Genomic DNA, 19,410 nt, shown 5'->3' with positions numbered 1-19,410 from the left:
CCCCGGCGCGACCCGCGGCTTCGGCAACAACGGCACCTGCTGCGGCGGCACCGGCATGGAGAACCACACGAAGTACCAGGAGACGATCTACGCGCAGTCCGCCGACGGGTCCACCTTGTACGTGAACCTGTACATCGCCTCGACGCTGACCTGGGCGGAGAAGGGCTTCACCGTCACCCAGGTGACCGACTTCCCGCGCCAGGAGTCGACGTCGATCACGGTCGACGGCAGCGGGCGGCTCGCGGTCAAGCTGCGGGTGCCGTCGTGGGCCCGCCGCGGCTTCACCGTGACGGTGAACGGCGCCGCCGTCGACGCCGCGGCCGCGCCGGGGACGTACCTGACGCTGGACCGGACCTGGGCGCCCGGCGACCGCGTCGACGTCGCCATGCCGTTCGGCCTGCGCACCGAGCGGGCCTTGGACGACCCGCAGTTCGAGAGCCTGTTCCACGGCCCGCTGGTGCTGCCGGCGCTGAACCGGTCGCGCGAGTGGCGGCAGTTCTCGTTCTACTCGCGGCTCAAGCTCGACGGCGACCTCGCCGCGGCCGTCGAGGCGCTGGACGAGCCGAACTTCTTCGCCACGCACGAGCACACGCTGCGCCCGCTCTACCTCGGCATCAACGACGCCCACCACGTGTACTACCAGCGGGTGGAGCCGAAGGTGGTGTTCGGCTCGATCGACTCCGGCGTCGCCAACACCGCCCGCGACGACGACGGCGACAGCTTCCTCGACAAGGTCTGGGCAGCCGCTCCGTTCCCCGACCACGGCCGCTTCATCCGCCGCGTCGAGGAGGTGTCGGCGGAGTGGGTCGCGGCCGGCCGGTTCACCCGGCGCGACCGCCAGAACGTCATCGTCGCCGCCTCCCGGGCCCAGGAGGACCTCCGCGTGGGGTGACGGCGCCCGCCCCTCCTGATCGGGCGGAGGCGCGCCGGCCCGGGACCGCAGCCCGGGCCGGCGCGCCTCCGTCGATCAGACGTGGGCGAGCAGGGCGCGGTAGGTCTCGTCGGCCCTGCCCTCGATGGCCGGGACGACAACGGCGCGTGGGCGCCGTGCGATGTAGGCCGTCAGCCGGTCGTACAGCGCCGCTACCTCGTCCTGCTCGACCTGCAGCGCGCCGGCGACCGTCCGTGCCCGCTCCGCGAACCGGCGCAGGACGGCCGCCTTCTCGTCCATCAGCACCAGTTCGTGGAACGTCGCCCCGGTCTCCTCGGCGACGGCCTCGAGCTGCTCCAGGAAGCCCGGCCGCGCCACGAGTTGCGGCACGACGACGTCGTGACCGGGGCGGGTGTTCTGGGCGGAACCGCCGGCGCGGCGGTGACTGTCAGTGCCCGCCGGCGGAGCGGGCCCGCCCGGCCGGGCGGGGTCCGCCTCCGGCCGAACCCGGCACGACCGGGCCCACCGACGTCGGGCGCGGCGGGACCGGGCGCCGCTGCGTCAGGGCCGCCCAGCAGGTGCGCCCGCGCCGCGGCGACGGTGACCCTGCGGGCGAGCAGCCCGGCAGCGCCAGGATCGTCGCGCCAGCCGCCGACGAGGTCGCGGATCCGGTCGACGTCGAGGGCGAGGGTCAGTGGGTGGTCGTCGGCGTAGCGGCGGGCCAGCGTCGACTTGCCGACCGCCGGCGGCCCGTTGAGGACGATCAGCCGCGGCCTCACCGGCCGTAGGCGGCCAGGAACACGTCGGTCGCGCTGTCGGCGAGGTGCGCCAGCTCCACCGGCGGCGTCACGGCCGCGCTGCCGGCGAACATCATCCGGTTCATCGGCTTGTACATCACCAGCCCGGCGAAGTGGTAGGCCGCCAGCGTCGGGTCGCCGAGCTCGCGCAGCAGGCCGCGGTCGGCCATCCGCTCCAGCGCCTCGCCCAGCAGCACCAGCGACGGATGGAAGGCCCGCTCCCACCACGTTCCGGAGACCTCGGGAAAACGGTCGGCCTCGGCGATGACCAGGCGGCGCAGCCGGAGCACGTCCGGCCGGCTGAGGCTCTCCAGCAGCTGCCGCCCGACCTCGCGCAGCGCCGGCCGCACGTCCTCGGCGTCGTCGAGGGTCGCGTAGAGGTCGGCGAGCCGGTCGCCGAGCACGGCGGTCCGGCCGACGATGATCTCGGCGAACAGATGCTCCTTGTCCGCGAACTGCTTGTAGACGGTCTGCTTGGAGACCGCCGCCATCGCCGCGACCTGGTCCATGCTCGCGCCGAGGTAGCCGTGCTGCAGGAAGACCTCGGTGGCCGCCTCGATGATGGCGCGCCGCTTGCGCGCCGTCCGCCCTTCCGCAACGTCCTCGACAACCATGCCCTCTCCTCACTCCCTCAGCAGAGAGTACTAGACAGTTCCGTACCCGTGTGGGTACTGTACCGTCTAGTTCCAAGCCAGGCATCCCAGAAGGAGCACACGATGAGCACGGTCACCTCCAAGGACGGCACCACCATCGCGTTCGACACCTATGGCGACGGCCGGCCGCTGATCATGATCGACGGCGCCACCGGCTACCCGGCGATCAACCCGCTGAACGCGGAGACCGGCCGGCTGCTGGCCGACGAGTTCCGCACCTACGCCTACGACCGCCGCGGCCGGGGCAACAGCACCGACACCGCGCCGTACGCGATCGAGCGCGAGATCGAGGACATCGCCGCGCTGGTCGACCACGCCGGCGGCGGTCCGGCGGTGCTGTTCGGCTGGTCCTCCGGCGGCGTGCTCGCGCTGGACGCGGCCGCGTCCGGACTGGTCCCGGTCAGCCACGTCGTGACCTTCGAGCCGCCGTTCGTGGTCGACGACGTCCGCCCGCCGCTGCCGGCCGACTACGTGGAGCGGCTCGACGCGGCCAACGCCGCGGGACGACCCGGCGACGCCGTCGACCTGTTCATGACGGCGGCCGCCGGCATGCCGCCCGAGGCCGTCACCGGGCTGCACGAGAGCGACTTCTGGCCGGTCATGCTCGGCATCGCGCCGACCCTCGCCTACGACGGCCGGATCATGGGCACGACGATGTCAGGCAATCCGCTGCCCACCGACCGCTGGGCCTCGATCGACGTCCCGGTGCTGGTCATGCACGGTATCGACACGTGGCCGACGCTGATCCCGGGCCCGCGCGCGCTGGCCGAGCTGCTGCCCTCGGCGACGCTGAAGCCGGTGCCGGGCGAGAACCACGCCACGACGCCGGAGGTGCTTGCGCCGGCGCTGCGCGACTTCGTGCGGGGGGCCTGATCGTGGGGCGCATCGTCGTCACCGAGTTCATCAGCCTCGACGGCGTCGTGCAGGCGCCCGGTGGCGAGGACTTCAGGTACAAGGACTGGACCTTCGAGTTCGACCGCGGCGACGAGGGCGAGCAGTTCAAGACCGACGAGGCGCTCGGCGCGGAGGCGCTGCTCCTCGGCCGGGTGACGTACGAGGGATTCGCCTCCGCCTGGCCCGCCTACGAGGGCGAGCTGGCCGACAAATACAACGGCATGCGCAAGTACGTCGTCTCCAGCACCCTGACCGATCCCACGTGGAACAACACACAGGTGATCAGTGGCGACATCGCCACCGAGGTCGCGAGGCTCAAGGCCGAGGTCGACGGCGAACTGCAGGTCGCCGGCAGCATCCGGCTCGCGCAGGAGCTGCTGGAGCACGACCTCGTCGACGAGCTGCACCTCATGACGTTCCCGGTCCTGCTCGGCACCGGCCGCAGGCTGTTCGCCGACACCACCGACCGGACGCGGTGGCGGCTCACCGGGTCGCGCACCGTCGGCGAGGGTGTCCTGATCACGCTGTTCGAGCGGGACCGCGCCTAATCTGGACGCATGAGCGACGACCCGGTCGGTGTGCTCACCCGCTGGGAGGACGCGGGCGGCGAGTGGCGCGTCGTCGCCCGCACGGCCGGCGCAGTCACCGTCGCGCTGTGCCGCTGCGACGGCGGCGAGGAGGTCGACCGCTTCACGTCGGCCGACCCGGCGCTACTGGAGTTCCTCGCCGGCCGCGGCTGAGCCGCCGGTCATCGCCCGCAGCGGACCGGCCAGCCGGCCGGCCAGGTCCGGGTCGACGTGCAGAGCCTCGGCCAGCAGCGCCTCGACGCCGGCGGCGAACGCCCGGCGCAGCGTGGCGTCGTCGAGCGCGCCGACGAGTGAGCCGAGCAGGGGTCCCGTCACGGCCGCCGGCAGACGGTCGACGCCGCGGCCCTGGTGGGCGGGTAGGCCGTGCCGCAGGCAGGCCAGCGCGATCACCTGCTCGCGCAGGCCGTCGATCATGTGCAGCGCCTGCCAGCCGTGGCCGCGCTCGATGCTGGACCGCGCGTGCAGCGCGTACAGCCAGCCCATCCCGGCCAGCCCGGCGGCCGCCGGCGCCGTCGCGAGCGGCACCTCGCGAGCGGCGCCGAACAGCAGCCGGAACGTGGGTGCGATCGCACCGAACTCCGCCGCCGGGGCGAACGCTATGTCCACCTGCAACGTGCTGGCCAGCAGGAACACCCGATAGATCGTTGCACCGCGCGGGACATCGAGGTGCGCGACGGCGCCGTGCTCGGCGTACATGACGGCGGTCCAGTCGGCGATCACCACGGCCTGGTCGGCGCCGTCGGCCAGGCCGAACGCGAGGTCGACGTCGGACCAGCCGTCCTCGGCGCCGGCCGCCGCCGATCCGGTGATCGCGGCGCCGCCGATGCGGTCGTCGGCGCGGGCGGCCGCGATCAGGGCGTCGCGCACCGCCGCGCGCTCGTCAGGGGTGAACACGAGGACACCCTAGGCGTCAGCCGAACACCCAGCCGCCGTCGACGGTGAGCACCTGACCGGTGACGAACGCGCTCTCGTCGCCGGCGAGGTAGACGAACGCGCCGGCGACGTCGGCGGCGCTCCCCCGGCGCTTCAGCGACTGCACGGCCGTGATCTGCTCGAACACCGCGTCCGGGTCGGGTTCGAGGGCCTCCTCGTGCTCGGTGCGGATGGCGCCGGGCATGACGGCGTTGACGCGGACGCCGTCGGGGCCGGACTCGCGGGCCAGCGCCCGCGTCAGCCCGACGATGCCGGCCTTGCTGGCGGTGTAGTGCAGCGCGCCGGCCTGGCCGGTACGGGCCATCACGCTGCTGACCGTGATGATCGAGCCGCGTCCGCCGGCGACGAGGTCGGGGTACGCCGCGCGGGCGAGCAGCCAGCTGCCGCGCAGGTTGACGGCGAACACGCGGTCCCAGTCGGCGACGCTGATCTCGCGCCACGGCGCCGACGCCGACAGCGCGGCGTTCGCGACGACGACGTCCAGCGGGCCGAGGTGAGCACGGGCGCCATCGACCAGCTCGTCGACGGCGTCCGGGTCGGCGAGGTCTGCCGCCAGCGCGACCGCCTTGGTGCCGGCCGCGCGCAGCTCGGTCGCGAGCTCCTCGGCGAGCTCGGCCGTGTCCGGACGGGGCTCGTAGCCGAGCGCGACCGAGGCGCCCTCGGCGGCGTACGCGCGTGCCACCGCGGCGCCGATGCCGCGGGAGGCGCCCGTCACCAGCGCCACCCGCCCGGCCAGCCGGCCCTCGTCCATTCGTCACCCGTTTCATTGGATGCAACGGCTGGTTCGAATTCTCGGAGGGCGACGTGCGTGGTGTCAACCAGGACGACCGGATCCCGCGGCGGGCAGCCGCACCTCGAACCGGCACCCGCCCGCCGCGTTCGTCGCCGTGACCGTACCGCCGTGGGCCTCGACCAGCCCGCGGACGATCGCCAGCCCGAGCCCGGCGCCGCCGTCGTCGCCCGGGGTGCGGGCGGCGGACCCGCGCCAGCCGACGTCGAAGACCCGGGCCAGCTCGCCGTCCGGGATGCCGCCGCAGCCGTCGGTGACGCTGACGACCGCCGCACCGCCGGCCGCCGACACCTCGACGGCGACCGTACCGCCCGGCGGGGTGTGCTGCACGGCGTTCGTCAGCAGGTTCCCGGCGACGCGGGCCAGCCCGCGCACGTCGCCGTGCACCGGCGGCGGCGTGGTCGTCACCGACCCCGTCACCGTCACGCCACGCCCGGCCGCCAGCGCCGTCGCGCCCGCGAGCGCGTCGCTGACGACGTCGGGCAGCGACACCGGCCCGTACGCCGGCGCGGCCTGGCCCGACTCCAGCCGGGACAGCTCGAACAGGTCGTCGACCAGCCGGGTGACGCGGTCGGTCTGCTCGCGCAGTTGCCGGTGGTAGCGGTCCGGGTCGGCGGCGACACCGTCCTCGAGCGCCTCGGCCATGGCCCGCAGCCCGGCCAGCGGCGAGCGCAGGTCGTGCGACACCCAGGCGACGAGGTCGCGGCGGGCGGCCTCGAGCTCCCGCTCACGCTGCCGCGACCGCGCCAACTCCGTCAGCGCCGCGTCCAGCTCGCCGGCCAGCGCGTCCAGCTCGGCGGCCGCGGGGGCGGGCGGCCGGACGAACGCGCCGTCGCGGCCGAACCGGCGCACGGCCTCGGTGAGCTCGGCGCTGCCGGCCACCAGCCGCCGGGCCAGCACCGTCGCCATCGCCAGCCCGACGACCGCCGCGACCAGCGCCGCCACCACCACGACCATGACGTCGTAGGCGGACACGAACATCCCCGCGCCGGCGCCGACCACCGCGACGACGATCGCCACCGGCCCGATCAGCACCGCCACCGCGACGCCGGTGCGGGCCGGGCGGCGCCGCAGCACCGGCAGGAGCGCCAGCGCGGCGCCGCCGGCCAGCGCGCTCAACGTCGCCGCGATGGCCGCGGTGACCAGCACGTCCCTCACGTCGAGCGCTCCCACCGGTAACCGACACCCCAGACGGTGAGCAGGCGGCGCGGCTGGTCGGGGCGGTCCTCGACCTTCTCGCGCAGATGCCGCACGTGCACCGTCACCGTCGACTGGTCGCCGACCTCCCACCCCCAGACGGCGCGCAGCAGCTCGGCCCGGGTGAACGCCTGGCCGGCGTGGCTGAGAAGATGGGCGAGCAGGTCGAACTCCCTGGTGGTCAGACGGATCTCCCGTCCTGCGCGGGTCACCCGGCGGGCCCGCGGGTCCAGCTCGAGATCGCCGTCGCGCAGCGGCGGATGCCCGGCGCCATCGCCGTCGGCCCGCCGGCGGAGCACGGAACGGACCCGCAGCACCAGCTCGCGCGGGCTGAACGGCTTGGTGACGTAGTCGTCGGCGCCGAGCTCCAGGCCGCGGATACGGTCGTGCTCCGCGCCGAGCGCGGTCAGCATGATCACCGGGACCGGCCCCGCCGCGCGGATGCGCCGGATCACCTCGCGGCCGTCGACGCCCGGCAACATGAGGTCGAGCACGACGAGGTCGGGACGGCGCTCGGCGAACGCCCGCAGCCCGCTCTCTCCGTCGGACGCGTGCTCGACGGTGTGCCCGGCGCGACGCAGGTAGGCGACGACCACCTCGGCGACGGTGGCATCGTCCTCGACGAGCAGGATGCGCCGCGCCGACTCCATGGTCGCGAGTCTAGAGCGGCCCGGCGGCCGTCGCGGCGCACACAAGACTTCCGTAAGCACTGGTCAGGGCGGATCTTAGGGGGTTCTTACCGGGCCGTTCCGACGGCCGTCATGGCACTAGGACTGGACCGACCCTCTTCGATCCGACCCCAGGGAGCGACCATGTCCACGACCACCCTCCGCCGCCTCGGCGGCCTGGCCGGCATCCTGTGCGGCCTCGCGCTCTGCTTCAACGCCGCCCGCCGCGGCGACGTCATTCCGACCACCCAGTTCACCCGCAGCCTGGCGCCGCTGGCACAGCTGTTCGGGCTGTTCCTGCTGACGACGCTGTACGTGCGGGTCCGCGCGGCGGCCGGCCGCATCGGGCTGGTCGGCTACGTGCTCAACTTCGCCGGCCTGGCCGGGCTGGTCGGCGCGGAGTACATCGTCAACTTCGTCTTCCCGTACCTGTCCGACGACGAGGTGCAGCGCTTCGTCGACGGGCACGCCGGGACGATGTTCACCGTCACGCAGGTCGTGTTCCTCACCGGTGTGCTGGTGTTCGTCGTCGCGCTGCTGCGGTCGCGACTGGTGCCGGCGGCGGGCGTGCTGCTGTACGCGATCGGCTCGGTGCCCATCGGGCTGCGCGGTGTGCTGCCGGACGTGACGCTGTACCCCGGCCTGGTGCTCGCCGCCGCGGGTGCGGCCTGGCTCGGCTGGTCGCTCTGGTCGGCGGACGAGCGGCAGCCCGCCGCGGCGTACTGACGGCGTCAGCCACTCAGCCCGGCGACCGCCTCGACCGCCGCGTCGACCTGCTCGGGCGTGGTGACGATGCTGGCGCCGAACCGCACGTAGGCGTCGCTGTACGGCGTCACTGACGCGACGATGCGCTGGTCGCGCAGCTGCTCGACGACGGTGAAGGGGTCCTGGCGGGCGACCTCGACGCACACCAGGCCGGCGGACAGCCCGGGATCGCGCGGCGTCACCAGCCGGACGCCGGCGACCTCGGCGAGGCCGTCCTTGAGCCGGGTGGCCAGCTCCTCGGTGCGGGCGGCGACCCGGTCCGGCCCGATGGCGCGGTGGAACGCGAACGCCTCGGCGGCGGCCCAGCGGTGCTCGAACGCCTGGTAGCCGCCGGGGGTGTTGCCGACGCCGAACGGGCTGGGCCGGTCGCCGCCGTCGAGCCAGTTGACGAAGCTGGGCGCGGTGAACGACGGGATCGTCGGCGCGATGCCGGCGCCGGCGGCGGCCGACGCCCAGACGAGGCCGGTGCCGCGCGGGCCGAACAGCCACTTGTGCGTGCCGGACACGAGCACGTCGCAGCCGAGGTCGCCCGGCGTTGCGGCGTCCGCGCCCAGCCCGTGGATGGCGTCGAGCACGAGGATCGCCCGGTCCTCCTGGGCCCGCCCGGCGTTGGCGGCGGCGACGACGTCCGCGATCGCGCGCACCGGCAGCTTCACCCCGGTGCTCGAGTGCACCCACGTCAGCGCGACGACCCTGGTCCGCGGCCGGATCGCCGCCGCGACCCGGCCAGCGATCTCCTCGGTCGCGGACGCGGCGGGGTCGTCGTAGAGCGGGACCCGCTCGACCTCGGCGCCGGCGCGGGCCGCGGCCAGCCGGAGCGCCTCGTGGGTCGCGTAGAAGTCGTGGGTCGAGGTGAGCAGGTGGTCGCCGGGCCGCAGCGCGAGGCCGTGGTAGACGAGGCCGAGGCCCATCGTCGTGCTGCCGGTCAGCGCGATCTCGGCCGGATCGACGCCGAGGTAGCCGGCCGCCGCCGTGCGCACCTCGTCGTCGCGTGCCATCTCGTCGGCGAGCGCGGCCGCCGGGTCGGCGTCCAGCGCCTCGCGCCACCGCTCGATGGCGGCCCGGACCGGCGCCGGGTGCGCGGCGAGCACGTAGGCGGCGTAGTGGGCCAGCTCCGGATCGAGCGGGAACTGCGCGCGGACGACCTCCCAGTCGCTCAGGTCGACCTCGTCGAGCCGCGGCGGAGATGTCGCCGCGGCCGGCTCGTCGTCGCCGTCGGAGGAGCAGCCGGTCAGCAGCGCCGGCGCGCCGGCCGCCAGCGCACCGGCCGCCAGCACCGACCGTCGCCGTGGCCGCGCGTCCGCCATGGCGCGGACCCTACTCCGCGCTCTGCGGTTCGGCAGCATAGCTCACTGATGCTCTGGCCTTGACTCCGAGGCCGGAGCGACGGGAAGGCCGGAGCGCTTCTCATCGTGCTGAACGCTCGCCTGATTCCGGTCGGGCCGCACACAAGGGCACGCCCGAGCTGTTCGTCTAGAGCAGGGCGGGAAGCCGGGCGGCCAGTAGCTCGTAGTCGCGCGCGCCGTTGTAGGCGTGCGCCGACAGCCGGAGGAACCCGCGCCCCTCGTGGACGGTGACGTTCACCTCGGCGCGGGCGTCGCGGGCGATGCGGCCGCGCAGCGCCTCCTCGGCCGCCTTGTCCTCGATCCGCACCGACGGGGGCAGCGCGACCAGGCGCATGGCCGGGGCCGGCGCCGCCAGCACGGGGACGGACGTGCGCAGCGCGGCCGCTACCACCGCGGCCCCGTCGTCCAGCATCGAGACCAGGTCGGGCAGCAGAGCCGGCCAGGCCAGCGTGTCCAGCACCGCCAACGACGCCGGCGCGGCCAGCCAGGGGACGTAGTCGGCGGTCGCCTGCCAGTCGAACCGGTCCGGCAGCGCCGCCGCGTGCTCGGCCCACGACACCACCGGCGGCAGCGTCCGCGACCGCCATTCCGGCGCGACGACGAGGCCCGCGGTGCCGCGCGGGGCGCACGCCCACTTGTGGAAGTTGCCGGTCCAGAAGTCCGCCCCGACGGCGGCGGGCGAGGCCACCAGACCCGGGGCGTGCGCGCCGTCGACGATGACGGGGACGCCCGCCGCACGGCACAGCGCCACCAGCGACGACACCGGGAAGACGGTCGCCGTCGCCGACGTGATCTGGTCCAGCAGCACCACGTCGGCGCCCTCGATGGCCGGCGACACCAGCTCGACCACCTCGTCGGCCGACGCCGTCAGCGGCACCGGCACCTCCACCACCGTCGCGCCGCGCAGCCGGGCGAATCGCTCGGCCGCGAACCGGACCGCGCCGTAGCAGTGCGAGGTGACGACGATCCGGCCACCGGCCGGCACGTCCACCGCCGACAGCGCGACCGTCACACCGGCGCTGACGTTCGGGACCAGGGCGAACCCGTCCTCGTCGGCGCCCACCCACCGGGCCAGCTCGCGCCGCGCCGCGGCCACTCGCGACGGCAGCGACCGGAACCACGCCGCCGGGTTCGCCTCGCTCTCCGCCCGCAGTGACGCCGCCGCGTCCAGCGCAGCCCGCGGGACCGCGCCCCAGGACCCGTGGTTGAGGTGGAGGACGGCGGGATCGAGGGCCCACAGCTCGGGCCGGGGCCGCCAGGCAGACGTCACCGAACCATCCTTCCCGCCGACCTGCCCTTGACCTGAATCATGTTTCCTCTACCCTATAGGAAACACGCTTCGAGAGGAGGCTCGGTGTCCGACCCGATCAGCAGCATCGTCCGCGAACCGGCGCGGATCCCCGGCGGCGAGTGGTTCACCGGCGCCGGCCTGGGCATCTTCGTCCATTGGGACCACGCCAGTCAGCAGGGCATCGAGATCTCCTGGCCGCTGGTCGGGCGCTCGATCATCCCGGGGGTCGACCAGCCGGAGGACCCGGTGACGGTGGACGAGTACCAGTCCAGCGCTCCGACGTTCAACCCGACGCGGTGGGACGCGACCGCGCTGGCCCGGGCGGCCAAGGACGCCGGCGCCACCTACGTCGTCTTCACGACGCGCCACCACGCGGGCTTCTCGATGTTCCACACGAAGCACTCCGACTTCGGCGTCGAGCACGGCCCGTTCGGCCGTGACATCGTGCGTGAGTACGCCGACGCCGTGCGCGCGGAAGGGCTGCGGGTCGGCTTCTACTACAGCCTGTCCGACTGGCACCACCCCGACTACCCCGCGTTCACCGACGCCGACCGCCCGTACCCGGCCGAGCACTGGCCGGCGGCCGGGCGACCCGAGAACGCCGGCACGCCGGTCGCCGCCGACCGGCACCGCCGCTCGACCCCCGAGCAGTGGGCCCGCTACCTCGACTACCTGCGCGGCCAGCTGACCGAGCTGCTGACGAACTACGGCACCGTCGACCTGCTCTGGTTCGACGGCGAGTGGGAGCGCTCCCCCGCCGAGTGGGACGCCGCCGGGCTGCGCGAGCTGATCAAGAGCCTGCAGCCCGACGTCGTCATCAACGAGCGGCTGCCCGAGAACGGCGACTACAGGACGCCCGAGCAGGCGTTCCCGCTGACGGCGCCGGACGGGCCGTGGGAGCTGTGCCTGACGATCGGCCAGATGTGGGGCTACCGTCCCGCCGACACGAAGAACAAGTCCGCCCGCTCGCTCGCCGTCAGCCTGGTCGAGGTGGTCAGCCGCGGCGGCAACCTGCTGCTCAACGTCGGCCCGCGCGGCGACGGCAGCCTGGTCGAGGCACAGCTGGATCGGCTGAGGGACATCGGCGGCTGGCTCGCCACGCACGCGGAAGCGGTCGTCGGTGTCAAGCCAACCACCGGCGTGGACTTCTATGGCCCGACGACGGCCCGCGAGGGCGTCGTCTACCTGCACCTGGTGAACCGGCCGGTGGAGGAGATCGTCGTGCGCGGGCTGCCCGTGCGCCGGATCGCGAACGTCCGGCTGGTCGGCACCGGCGCGGCGCTGCCCTACGAGATCGCGTTCGAGGTGCACGAGGTCAGCGGCGACGACGCAGCCGAGCCGCTGGGCGAGGTCCGCATCGCCGCGCCGGAGCCGACCGGCGCGCTCATCGACGTCGTCGCGGTGGAGTTCGCGTGACCATCGTCGACGCGCACCACCATCTCTGGGACCCGGCCGTCCGGCCGTATCCCTGGATGACCGGGCCGGCGGCGCCGCTGCGCCGCCGGTTCGGGACCGACGGCCTCGCCGCCGCACTCGCGGGCACGGACGTGACGGCGACCGTGGTCGTCCAGGCGGTCGCCGACCCCGGCGAGACCGCCGAGCTGCTCCGCATCGCCGATGACAACGGCAACCCCGTCGCGGGCGTCGTCGGCTGGGCCGACCTGACCGCTCCGGACGTCGCCGAGACGCTCGCCCACCCGAGCCTCGTCGGCGTCCGGCACCAGACCCACGACGAGCCGGATCCGCGCTGGCTGCTGCGCCCCGACGTCCGCCGCGGCCTGGGCGCCGTCCAGGACGCGGGGCTCCCGTTCGACCTGCTGATCCGCGGCCGCGAGGTGCCTGCCGCCGTCGAGCTGGCGACGCGCGAACCACGTCTCCGGCTCGTCGTGGATCACGCCGCCAAGCCGGCCATCGCCTCCGGCGACTGGGACACCTGGCTCGCCGGGATCACCGAGCTGGCCGCGTTTCCACAGGTCAGCTGCAAGATCTCCGGCCTCGTCACCGAGGCCGACCCGCACCGCTGGCGCGAGCAGGGCGTCGAACGCTACGCCCGCCGGGTGATCGACCTGTTCGGGCCGGACCGGACGATGTTCGGCTCGGACTGGCCGGTGTGCACGCTCGCCGCCACCTACCAGGACGTGCTCGACATCGCCGCCGACGCCACCGCCCACCTGCGCGACGCCGACCGGCGGGCCGTCCTCGACCACACCGCGCGCCACGTCTACTTCCAACGGAGGAAGCCATGACCGTGAGACACCTGACCACGACCGTCGCCGCCGTCACGGGGCTCGCCGTCGCGCTGACGGCGTGCGGCGGGGGCGACGACAACACGTCGACGACCGGCGGGCCGCTGGCGCTCTACACCTGGGTGAGCAGCCAGAGCGACCGCGAGCAGTGGGAGTCGTTCATCGCCGAGGCGCAGAAGGAGGATCCGGACCTCGAGATCACCGTCGAGGGGCCGAGCTTCGCCGACTACTGGACCAAGGTGAAGACCCGGTTCTCCGGCGACGACGCGCCCTGCCTGCTGACCACGCAGGCCGCCCGGGCACAGGAGCTCGGCAGCCTGCTGATGCCGCTGGACGACCTGGTCGAGGAGCACGACTTCGACCTGTCGGAGGTGGACGAGTCGATGCTCGAGGGCATGACGGTGGACGGCTCGCTGCGGGCGATCCCGTACGACGCCGAGCCGGTCGTGCTGTTCTACAACGCCGACGCGTTCGCCGCGGCCGGCCTGACGCCGCCGACGACCGAGTACACCCGCGAGCAGTTCGTCGCCGACGCGACCGCGCTCACCACCGACGACCACAAGGCGCTGGCCGTCACGCCGGGCATGTTCATCCCGGCCGCGTGGGCCACCGCCGGCGACGCGTCCTGGCTGAACGGCGACGGCGAGCTCGACCTCACCAACGGGGACTTCGTCGACGAGATCCAGAGCTACTTCGACCTGGTCGCCGTCGACGGCGTCGCGAACGCGCCCAACGCCGCGGACGCCTCCGACGTCTCCCAGCAGGCGTTCACCAGCGGCCAGGTCGACATGCTGATCGAGGGCCCGTGGATGTACGGGACGTTCGACGAGGCCGCCGACTTCACCCTCGGCGTGACGATCGTCCCGTCGCCGAGCGGGCAGCCGCACGGCATGACCGCCGGCTCCGGCTTCGGCATCGCGGCCACCTGCGACCGGCCGGACGAGGCGTTCGAGGCGATCGTCGCGCTGACGTCCACCGGCGTGCAGGAGTCGCTGGCGGCGTCGCGCGGCATCGTCCCGGCGCGTGCCGAGGCGCTGCCGGCATGGGCCGAGGGCAAGGGCGCGGGCGCCGCCGACGTCGTCAGCGCGCTGCTGTCGAACGCGACCGCGCAGGTCACGACCACGACATGGAACCAGGTCGAGACGCTGATGACGCAGTACAGCGTCGAGGGCTTCCGCGGCGAACGCAGCGCCGAGGAGATCATGCAGACGATTCAGGACTCGGTCGGCGGCTGATCGCATGGAGGTGATGACAGGGACGCGGACGGCGGCTGCGGGTGCGCCGTCCGCCCCGGCCACCCCGCGCAGCGGCCGGCGCAGGCGTGCCGACGGCAGGGTCGCGGCGCTGTTCCTGGCGCCCGGCCTGATCGGCTTCGTGCTGTTCATCGTCGTGCCGCTGGGCGGCTCGGCGGTCATCAGCCTGTACGAGTGGCCGCTGTTCGGGTCGCCGGCGTTCGTCGGCCTGGACAACTACGCCAAGCTCTTCGGCGACCCGGCCTTCTTCACCGCCCTGACGAACACGCTGATCTTCGCGTTCGTCTACACGGCGCTGAACCTGGTGCTGGCGCTGGCGATCGCGCTGTGGCTGGGCACCCGGCTGAAGGGCGCGGGCATCTGGCGGGTCGTGTTCTTCCTGCCGGTCATCACGCCGATGGTGGCGAACGCGCTGGTCTGGCGGCTGATGCTGTCCGACGACGGCGCGCTCAACAGCGCGCTCGGCACGGTGGGCATCGAGGGCCAGTCGTGGCTGTCGGACTCGCGGTTCGCGCTGGCGGCGGTCATCGCGATGTCGGTGTGGCAGTCGTTCGGCTACAACGTCGTGGTCATCACCGCCGGGCTGACGTCGATCCCCAAGGAGATCCTGGAGGCCAGCCGGATCGACGGGACGAACCCGTGGCAGCGGCTGCGCCACACGATCCTGCCGATGATCTCGCCGTCGCTGTTCTTCGCCTCGACGATGACGATGATCGGCGCGTTCCAGGTGTTCGTGCAGGCCCAGGTGCTGACGCAGGGCGGTCCGGGCGAGTCGACGAACACGCTGGTGCTCTACCTGTACCGCAACGGGTTCTCCTTCGACCGGCTCGGTTACGCCTCGGCGATCGCCTGGATGCTGTTCGTCGTCGTCATGCTGGTGACAGCGGTGCAGTTCGCCGGCCAGCGCAGGTGGGTGAACTATGACAAGTGAGACGATCCGAATCCGCGCCCGCCGTCGCCGCACGACGCTGACCTGGCTGAACACCGCCGCCATCGCCGTCGTGGCGCTGCTGTTCACGTTCCCGTTCCTGTGGATGTTCCTCACCGCGCTGAAGCCGGCGGACGAGGTGTTCAGCGGGTCGGCACTGGGCTCGCAGCTGCGCTGGCAGAACTTCGCCGACGCGTGGACGCTGGTGCCGTTCGGCCGGTTCATCGCGAACGGGTTCTTCGTGGCGATCGCCGGCGCGGCGCTGTCGGTCGTGGTGGCGGTGCTGTCGGCGTACGCGTTCTCCCGGCTGCGCTTCCGGTACCGCGACCGGCTGTTCCTGCTGTACGTGGCGACGCTGGTGCTGCCGCAGGAGGTGCTGGTCGTCCCGCTGTTCATCATGATGAACGAGGCCGGCTACGTCGACACCTACGCGGCGCTGATCGTCCCGTTCGCGTTCACCGCGTTCGGCACCTTCCTCATGCGGCAGTTCTTCCTGACCATCCCGGTCGAGTACGAGGAGGCGGCCCGCATCGACGGCGCCTCGCGCGTGCGGACGCTGTGGTCGGTGCTGCTGCCGCAGCTGCGGGCGCCGCTGTCGGTGCTCGGGGTGTTCTCGTTCATCGGCTACTGGAACTCGTACCTGTGGCCGCTCATCGTCATCAACACGCAGGACAAGGCGACCGTGCCGCTCGGCCTGACGATGTTCACCGGCGAGCACGGCACGCAGTGGAACCTCGTCATGGCGGCGTCGACCATCGCCGTCGTCCCCTCGCTCTTCATCGTCGTGCTGCTGCAACGACAGCTGATGAAGGGCGTCAGCATGGGTGGATTCGGAGGACGCTAGTGACCACACGCGACACGCTGCGGATCGTCGAGGCGCAGGCCTGGCTGTGCGACGTCCCGGTCGAGACGGTGCGCACCGACGCCGTCCAGTCCTTCGTCAAGCAGGAGACGATCTTCGTCACGGTGCGGACCGCCGACGGCGTCACCGGCACCGGCTACAGCTACACGATCGGCACCGGCGGCGCGGCCGTACTCAGCCTGCTGCGCGAGAGCCTGCTCGGCGTGCTCACCGGCCTGGACGCCGCGCGACCGGAGGAGGTGTGGTCGACGCTGTACGCGGCGACCCGCGCGACGACGGTCGGGCCGATCACGGCGCTCGCGCTGGCCGCCGTCGACACCGCCGTCTGGGACGCCCGCTGCCGCGCGGCCGGGCTGCCGCTGTGGGTGGCGGCGGGCGGCGCCCGGCCGCGCGTCCCGCTCTACGACACCGAGGGCGGCTGGCTGCACCTGAGCCCGGACGAGCTGGTCACGCAGGCCTCGGAGGCCAAGCGGCGGGGCCTGCGCGGGGTGAAGATCAAGGTCGGCAAGCCGCACGCCGGCGAGGACGCGGAGCGGCTGCGGGCCGTGCGCGACGCCGTCGGGCCGGACCTGCACCTCATGGTCGACGCGAACCAGTCGATGACGGCGGCCGAGGCGATCCGGCGGGCGGCGCTGTTCGCGCCGCTGGACCTGTTCTGGCTGGAGGAGCCGCTCCCCGCCGACGACGTCGCCGGGCACCGCCGGCTGGCGGCGTCGACGACGATCCCGGTGGCGGTCGGCGAGAGCATGTACTCCGTGGGTCACTTCCGCGAGTACCTCGCCGCCGAGGCGGCCGGCATCGTGCAGGTCGACGTCGCGCGGATCGGCGGCATCACGCCGTGGCTGAAGGTCGCGCACCTGGCCGAGGCGTTCAACGTCCAGGTCGCGCCGCACTTCCTGATGGAGCTGCACGTGTCGCTGACCTGCGCGGTCCCGAACGGCCTGTACGTCGAGCACATCCCGCAGCTGCGCGCCGTCACGACCGCGGAGATGGCGATCGCGGACGGCGACGCGATCGCGCCGTCCGAGCCGGGGCTGGGCATCGCCTGGGACCTGGACGCGCTCGACGGGCTGCGGGTCGCATGAGCGCGATGCGGCCGTTCGGCCGTGGCGGGCTCCAGGTCGGGCCGGTCGGGTACGGCGTCGCCGCGCTGGGCAACCTGTACCGCGCCCTACCCGCCGGCGTGTGGCCGCGCTGCGTGCCGGCGGCGTGGACGGCGGGCGTCCGGTACTTCGACGTCGCGCCGCACTACGGGCTGGGCCTGGCCGAGGAGCGGCTGGGACGCAGCCTGGCCGGCCTCCCTCGCGAGGAGTACGTCGTGTCGTCCAAGGTCGGCCGGCTGCTGGTGCCCAACGAGGCCTACGCCGGCGAGCGCGACACCGAGCTGTTCGACGTGCCGGCCACGCGGCGGCGGGTGCGCGACTACTCCCGTGTCGGCGTCCTGCGCTCGCTGGACGACACGCTGACGCGGACCGGGCTGGACCGCGTCGACGTGCTGTTCGTCCACGATCCCGAGGAGCACGAGCGGGAGGCGCTGGACGGTGCGTTCCCGGCGCTGGAGGAGCTGCGCTCGCAGGGCGTGATCCGCTCCTACGGTGCCGGGATGAACCAGTCGGCGATGCTGGCGCGGTTCGTCCGCGACACCGACCTCGACGTCGTCATGCTGGCCGGCCGGTACACGCTGCTGGACCAGAGCGCGCTGGACGACCTGCTGCCGCTGGCCGTCGAGCGCGGCGTGTCGGTGGCCGCCGCCGGCGTGTTCAACTCGGGCATACTGGCGACGCCGCTGCCGGCCCAGGGGGCGCGCTACGACTACGCGCCGGCGACCGGCGACGTCGTGCGCCGCGTCCTCCGGATCGCCGCGGTCGCCGAGCGGTACGGCACGACGGTGCCCGTGCTGGCGGCGCGGTTCCCGCTCGCCCACCCGGCGGTCGCCACCGTCGTGCTGGGGGCGGACTCGCCGGAGCAGGTCGCCCGGAACGCCGCGCTGGCCGCCGAGCCCGTCGATCCGGACGTCTGGGCGGAGCTGATCGACGCCGGCCTGCTGCGGGCCGACGTGCCCATCGATGCCGAGCTGAAGGGATGACGCCCATGCGGGTGGCGCTGCACTCCGTGCTGCGGCCGGGGACCGAGGCGGACTACGACCGGGAGCACGAGCGGATCCCGGCCGATCTCGCGGCCGCGTTCGACCGGGTCGGGATCCACGAGTGGACCATCTGGCGGGTCGGCGACCGGCTGTTCCACCTGGTCGAGTGCGACGACTTCGACGCGGCCCTGCGGGCGCTGGCGGACGACCCGGCGAACGAGCGGTGGCAGGCGCGGATCGGCCGGTTCGTCGACCGCTTCGTCGGCGGGACCGGCGGCGCGCCCGCCCCGCTGCCCGAGGTGTGGGACCTGCGCCGGCAGCGGCAGGACAGTTCTGGATCTTCGTCTCGTTAGGATGATGCTGTGACCATCGGCCCTGATCACGCGGCACGTCTCGTGCCCGAGCGGCGGGCGCTGGCCGACGACGTCTACGACGTCATCCTCGGCCTGCTCATGGATCACCGGATCGAGCCCGGCGCCAAGGTCAGCATCGACGGCATCGCGCGCGACTTCGACGTGTCGCCGACGCCGGTGCGCGAGGCGCTGGCCCGGCTGGAGTCCGAGGGGCTGGTGGTGAAGCGGGCGCTGCGCGGGTACACGGCCGCGCCGCTACTCGACGCCGAGGGGCTGCGCAAGCTGTTCGAGATGCGCCGCATCCTCGAGCCGGCCGCCACCGGGCTGGCCGCCGCGCGCATGACGCCGGCGACGGTGGCGGCGCTGGAGGAGCTGGCCGACGAGATGCGGGCCAGCGCGTCGTCGTCGCAGGACGAGGGGAACCGCTACCAGGACTACCGCGACTTCGCCGACCAGGACGCCCGGTTCCACCGCGTCATCGCCGAGCACTCCGGCAACGACCTGCTGGCCGACGCGATCGTGCGGCTGCGCTCGCACATGCACCTGTACCGGCTGTACTTCAAGCACGGGATCGAGCAGGACACCTCCGGCGAGCACGAGGCCGTCCTCGACGCCCTGCGCCGCCGCGACCCCGACGCCGCGGCCGCGGCCATGCTCGACCACATCGAGCACTCCTACGCCCGCATGGCTCCCCACGTCGACGACTGACGCGCGCACGCGCCGGCCGACGCCCTCCCGCTGCCGAGTGGGCCGTCCCCTTACTGCCCATGGTCTTGGCCGGGCCGCTCTCAGGGGGACGGGGAAGAATCGAGCACAACCCGCGCCCTTCTTGCACCATTCGCCAGACTTACCGGGTCTGTGGACAGCCATGACCATCAACGATTTGTCAT

The 19,410-nt window shown here is 73.4% G+C and carries 21 protein-coding genes and 2 pseudogenes; 14 read left to right on the top strand and 9 right to left on the bottom strand.

The features are described from left to right. A pseudogene (locus C1I92_RS22540) lies at positions 1–892 on the top strand (hypothetical protein); the annotation flags it as partial. 75 nt (positions 893–967) lie between these two features. Here C1I92_RS22540 and C1I92_RS22535 read toward each other — a convergent pair. The 3 genes and pseudogenes from C1I92_RS22535 to C1I92_RS22525 form a co-directional block, all read right to left on the bottom strand. After that, a complete protein-coding gene (locus C1I92_RS22535) occupies positions 968–1,261 on the bottom strand; it encodes a hypothetical protein (protein ID WP_111256898.1) in 294 nt (97 codons plus the stop codon). Positions 1,262–1,419: 158 nt separating this feature from the next. Continuing rightward, a pseudogene (locus C1I92_RS35675) lies at positions 1,420–1,650 on the bottom strand (AAA family ATPase); the annotation flags it as partial. Next, a complete protein-coding gene (locus tag C1I92_RS22525; RefSeq protein ID WP_111256897.1) occupies positions 1,647–2,282 on the bottom strand; it encodes a TetR/AcrR family transcriptional regulator in 636 nt (211 codons plus the stop codon). The gene C1I92_RS22525 and the pseudogene C1I92_RS35675, both read right to left, overlap by 4 nt. A 102-nt stretch (positions 2,283–2,384) precedes the next feature. Between C1I92_RS22525 and C1I92_RS22520 the strand changes: the two genes are divergently transcribed. From C1I92_RS22520 to C1I92_RS22510, 3 genes are read left to right on the top strand one after another with little or no spacing between them, the layout of a single operon-like run. Continuing rightward, positions 2,385–3,194 carry an alpha/beta fold hydrolase gene (locus C1I92_RS22520; protein WP_111256896.1) on the top strand — a complete coding sequence of 270 codons (810 nt, stop codon included), beginning with the start codon at positions 2,385–2,387 and terminating at the stop codon, positions 3,192–3,194. A 2-nt stretch (positions 3,195–3,196) separates the two neighbouring features. After that, the gene (locus C1I92_RS22515) at positions 3,197–3,763 is read left to right on the top strand and encodes a dihydrofolate reductase family protein (protein WP_111256895.1); all 567 of its coding nucleotides are present in this window, start codon (positions 3,197–3,199) and stop codon (positions 3,761–3,763) included. Between the two features lie 9 nt (positions 3,764–3,772). After that, the gene (locus tag C1I92_RS22510) at positions 3,773–3,955 is read left to right on the top strand and encodes a hypothetical protein (protein WP_111256894.1); all 183 of its coding nucleotides are present in this window, start codon (positions 3,773–3,775) and stop codon (positions 3,953–3,955) included. On the opposite strand, the gene C1I92_RS22505 is transcribed toward C1I92_RS22510, so the two are convergent. The 4 genes from C1I92_RS22505 to C1I92_RS22490 all read right to left on the bottom strand — a co-directional run bounded on the left by C1I92_RS22505 (position 3,926) and on the right by C1I92_RS22490 (position 7,372). Beyond that, positions 3,926–4,696: a nucleotidyltransferase domain-containing protein gene (locus tag C1I92_RS22505; RefSeq protein ID WP_111256893.1), complete on the bottom strand. Its 771-nt coding sequence runs from the start codon at positions 4,694–4,696 to the stop codon at positions 3,926–3,928. The two genes, C1I92_RS22510 and C1I92_RS22505, sit on opposite strands and share 30 nt — an antisense overlap. Before the next feature lie 16 nt (positions 4,697–4,712). Continuing rightward, complete coding sequence (locus C1I92_RS22500; RefSeq protein ID WP_111256892.1) at positions 4,713–5,486, bottom strand: SDR family NAD(P)-dependent oxidoreductase; 774 nt, start codon at positions 5,484–5,486, stop codon at positions 4,713–4,715. Positions 5,487–5,549: 63 nt separating this feature from the next. After that, a complete protein-coding gene (locus tag C1I92_RS22495) occupies positions 5,550–6,683 on the bottom strand; it encodes a sensor histidine kinase (RefSeq protein ID WP_111256903.1) in 1,134 nt (377 codons plus the stop codon). Continuing rightward, positions 6,680–7,372 carry a response regulator transcription factor gene (locus C1I92_RS22490; protein ID WP_111256891.1) on the bottom strand — a complete coding sequence of 231 codons (693 nt, stop codon included), beginning with the start codon at positions 7,370–7,372 and terminating at the stop codon, positions 6,680–6,682. Before C1I92_RS22490 ends, C1I92_RS22495 begins: the two co-directional genes overlap by 4 nt. 162 nt (positions 7,373–7,534) lie before the next feature. Here C1I92_RS22490 and C1I92_RS22485 point away from each other — a divergent pair, with 162 nt between their 5' ends. Continuing rightward, entirely contained in the window at positions 7,535–8,116 is a 582-nt protein-coding gene (locus C1I92_RS22485) for a hypothetical protein (protein ID WP_111256890.1), read from the top strand. Positions 8,117–8,121: 5 nt separating this feature from the next. Here the strand turns inward: C1I92_RS22485 and C1I92_RS22480 are convergent, their stop codons facing one another. Both C1I92_RS22480 and C1I92_RS22475 read right to left on the bottom strand, forming a co-directional pair. Continuing rightward, a complete protein-coding gene (locus tag C1I92_RS22480; RefSeq protein WP_111256889.1) occupies positions 8,122–9,462 on the bottom strand; it encodes an aminotransferase class V-fold PLP-dependent enzyme in 1,341 nt (446 codons plus the stop codon). A 166-nt stretch (positions 9,463–9,628) separates the two neighbouring features. Continuing rightward, a complete protein-coding gene (locus C1I92_RS22475) occupies positions 9,629–10,771 on the bottom strand; it encodes an aminotransferase class V-fold PLP-dependent enzyme (RefSeq protein WP_111256888.1) in 1,143 nt (380 codons plus the stop codon). 84 nt (positions 10,772–10,855) lie between these two features. Here C1I92_RS22475 and C1I92_RS22470 point away from each other — a divergent pair, with 84 nt between their 5' ends. From C1I92_RS22470 to C1I92_RS22430, 9 genes are read left to right on the top strand one after another with little or no spacing between them, the layout of a single operon-like run. Further along, the gene (locus tag C1I92_RS22470) at positions 10,856–12,208 is read left to right on the top strand and encodes an alpha-L-fucosidase (RefSeq protein WP_199521489.1); all 1,353 of its coding nucleotides are present in this window, start codon (positions 10,856–10,858) and stop codon (positions 12,206–12,208) included. Then, a complete protein-coding gene (locus tag C1I92_RS22465; RefSeq protein WP_199521488.1) occupies positions 12,205–13,038 on the top strand; it encodes an amidohydrolase family protein in 834 nt (277 codons plus the stop codon). Before C1I92_RS22470 ends, C1I92_RS22465 begins: the two co-directional genes overlap by 4 nt. After that, on the top strand, positions 13,035–14,273 hold the full coding sequence (locus C1I92_RS22460) for an ABC transporter substrate-binding protein (protein ID WP_111256886.1): 1,239 nt from the start codon (positions 13,035–13,037) through the stop codon (positions 14,271–14,273). The genes C1I92_RS22465 and C1I92_RS22460 overlap by 4 nt, the downstream gene beginning before the upstream one ends. A 13-nt stretch (positions 14,274–14,286) precedes the next feature. Next, on the top strand, positions 14,287–15,222 hold the full coding sequence (locus C1I92_RS22455) for a carbohydrate ABC transporter permease (RefSeq protein WP_111256901.1): 936 nt from the start codon (positions 14,287–14,289) through the stop codon (positions 15,220–15,222). After that, positions 15,212–16,063 (top strand): carbohydrate ABC transporter permease, encoded by an 852-nt coding sequence (locus C1I92_RS22450; RefSeq protein WP_111256885.1) that lies wholly within the window; start codon positions 15,212–15,214, stop codon positions 16,061–16,063. The genes C1I92_RS22455 and C1I92_RS22450 overlap by 11 nt, the downstream gene beginning before the upstream one ends. After that, positions 16,063–17,166, top strand: coding sequence for a mandelate racemase/muconate lactonizing enzyme family protein (locus C1I92_RS22445; protein ID WP_199521487.1), 1,104 nt, complete (start codon positions 16,063–16,065; stop codon positions 17,164–17,166). Before C1I92_RS22450 ends, C1I92_RS22445 begins: the two co-directional genes overlap by 1 nt. Then, complete coding sequence (locus C1I92_RS22440) at positions 17,163–18,167, top strand: aldo/keto reductase (protein ID WP_111256884.1); 1,005 nt, start codon at positions 17,163–17,165, stop codon at positions 18,165–18,167. The genes C1I92_RS22445 and C1I92_RS22440 overlap by 4 nt, the downstream gene beginning before the upstream one ends. Beyond that, the gene (locus C1I92_RS22435) at positions 18,164–18,520 is read left to right on the top strand and encodes an L-rhamnose mutarotase (protein WP_199521486.1); all 357 of its coding nucleotides are present in this window, start codon (positions 18,164–18,166) and stop codon (positions 18,518–18,520) included. The genes C1I92_RS22440 and C1I92_RS22435 overlap by 4 nt, the downstream gene beginning before the upstream one ends. Before the next feature lie 9 nt (positions 18,521–18,529). Continuing rightward, the gene (locus C1I92_RS22430) at positions 18,530–19,228 is read left to right on the top strand and encodes a GntR family transcriptional regulator (protein ID WP_199521485.1); all 699 of its coding nucleotides are present in this window, start codon (positions 18,530–18,532) and stop codon (positions 19,226–19,228) included. Positions 19,229–19,410: the final 182 nt, after the last annotated feature.

It is taken from the genome of Jiangella anatolica (assembly GCF_003236295.1).
Taxonomy (GTDB): Bacteria; Actinomycetota; Actinomycetes; order Jiangellales; family Jiangellaceae; genus Jiangella; species Jiangella anatolica.
Note: the sequence above shows the minus strand (reverse complement) of the source record. Positions and strands in the feature narration are given on the sequence as shown.

What these genes read in the sequence shown, in the direction of transcription:
- C1I92_RS22525 (WP_111256897.1), bottom strand. Translation starts at nt 2,282, where the DNA reads ATGGTTGTCGAGGACGTTGCGGAAGGGCGGACGGCGCGCAAGCGGCGC.
- C1I92_RS22520 (WP_111256896.1), top strand. Translation starts at nt 2,385, where the DNA reads ATGAGCACGGTCACCTCCAAGGACGGCACCACCATCGCGTTCGACACC.
- C1I92_RS22510 (WP_111256894.1), top strand. Translation starts at nt 3,773, where the DNA reads ATGAGCGACGACCCGGTCGGTGTGCTCACCCGCTGGGAGGACGCGGGC.
- C1I92_RS22500 (WP_111256892.1), bottom strand. Translation starts at nt 5,486, where the DNA reads ATGGACGAGGGCCGGCTGGCCGGGCGGGTGGCGCTGGTGACGGGCGCC.
- C1I92_RS22490 (WP_111256891.1), bottom strand. Translation starts at nt 7,372, where the DNA reads ATGGAGTCGGCGCGGCGCATCCTGCTCGTCGAGGACGATGCCACCGTC.
- C1I92_RS22485 (WP_111256890.1), top strand. Translation starts at nt 7,535, where the DNA reads ATGTCCACGACCACCCTCCGCCGCCTCGGCGGCCTGGCCGGCATCCTG.
- C1I92_RS22480 (WP_111256889.1), bottom strand. Translation starts at nt 9,462, where the DNA reads ATGGCGGACGCGCGGCCACGGCGACGGTCGGTGCTGGCGGCCGGTGCG.
- C1I92_RS22460 (WP_111256886.1), top strand. Translation starts at nt 13,035, where the DNA reads ATGACCGTGAGACACCTGACCACGACCGTCGCCGCCGTCACGGGGCTC.
- C1I92_RS22455 (WP_111256901.1), top strand. Translation starts at nt 14,287, where the DNA reads ATGACAGGGACGCGGACGGCGGCTGCGGGTGCGCCGTCCGCCCCGGCC.
- C1I92_RS22450 (WP_111256885.1), top strand. Translation starts at nt 15,212, where the DNA reads ATGACAAGTGAGACGATCCGAATCCGCGCCCGCCGTCGCCGCACGACG.
- C1I92_RS22440 (WP_111256884.1), top strand. Translation starts at nt 17,163, where the DNA reads ATGAGCGCGATGCGGCCGTTCGGCCGTGGCGGGCTCCAGGTCGGGCCG.
- C1I92_RS22435 (WP_199521486.1), top strand. Translation starts at nt 18,164, where the DNA reads ATGACGCCCATGCGGGTGGCGCTGCACTCCGTGCTGCGGCCGGGGACC.